1 protein-coding gene is annotated in these 579 nt (G+C 75.5%); it reads right to left on the bottom strand.

Going from position 1 to position 579, the window contains the following annotated elements; genetic code table 11:
- The coding region (locus tag F0Q45_RS26580) for a DUF4226 domain-containing protein (protein WP_149656661.1) at nucleotides 1-579 on the bottom strand (579 nt) is incomplete at both ends.

Here is a 579-nt window from a genome sequence, read left to right as displayed (position 1 = left end):
CCGGCCGCCCGCCCCGCCCTCGCCGCCGCCGTGGGCCGCGTCCTTCGGGTGCGCACCGGCGGTGCCGGCGCGGTACTCCTCGCGCAGTTCGGCCAGCAGCGCGGCCCGCTTGGCGCCGTCCACCTTGGCGTTGTCCAGCAGCCCCTGAATCTCCCCCAGCCGGGCATCGACGTAGTGCTGGAACGCCCTAAGCGCCGCCGGGTCGCCGGCCAGGCGCGGGTCGGACGCCAACGCCGTGCTGTGGGTTTCGATGTCGCCGATGATCGCGGTGACCTTGGCTCGCAGCTCGTCGTGGGCGGCGAAGATCTGCTTGAGCAGCGCGGCGAGCTTCTCATCGGCGACGGCCACCGCGCCGCCGGCCTGCTCGTAGGCCGTGGCGGCCCGATCGGTGGCCCGCGGCAGGGCACCCGGCCCGCCCGGAGCCGGCGGCGGCGCCGCGGCCGGACCTGGGCCCAGCAGCGCCGGATCGATGGCGTTGGGGCCGTAGAGCATCTCATAGAGGCGCCGCCGGGATTGTTCGTCGCGGCGCTGGTCGTCGCCGCCGAACAGGCCGGTGACCACATCGGCCAGCACCGCACC

This window comes from Mycobacterium simiae, assembly GCF_008370645.1.
Taxonomy (GTDB): Bacteria; Actinomycetota; Actinomycetes; order Mycobacteriales; family Mycobacteriaceae; genus Mycobacterium; species Mycobacterium simiae_A.
This window is presented reverse-complemented; position numbering and strand designations above follow the sequence as displayed.